This window comes from Acidovorax sp. Root217 (assembly GCF_001428645.1).
Taxonomy (GTDB): Bacteria; Pseudomonadota; Gammaproteobacteria; order Burkholderiales; family Burkholderiaceae_C; genus Acidovorax.
This window is the reverse complement of the sequence record NZ_LMIH01000003.1, coordinates 65288-65513: the sequence shown is the minus strand read 5'-3', so window position 1 is coordinate 65513 and position 226 is coordinate 65288. Positions and strand designations below refer to the sequence as shown.

General features: G+C 67.7%; 1 protein-coding gene. It reads left to right on the top strand.

The features are described 5' to 3' along the window. Positions 1-226 (top strand): hypothetical protein (locus tag ASE31_RS00975; protein ID WP_057199755.1); only part of this gene is annotated, 226 nt, incomplete at both ends.

The following is a 226-nucleotide window of genomic DNA, read 5'->3' as shown; positions in this document are numbered from 1 at the left end:
TGTTGCCGCTTTCGCTTCCTTCGGTGCTTACGCCGACGAAGCCGATGCTTCGCAATTCGCCACCAAGTTCGACACCAGCCGCACCCGCGCCGAAGTGGTGGCAGAAGCGTCCGCAGTCGCCAAGACCCGCAGCATCGAGCCCGCTGGTTCGCGTGTGGTGACCTACAAGTCCACGGCCGACCGCGCTGCCGTGCGTGCCCAGGCCGCCGATGCCGTGCGCACCGGC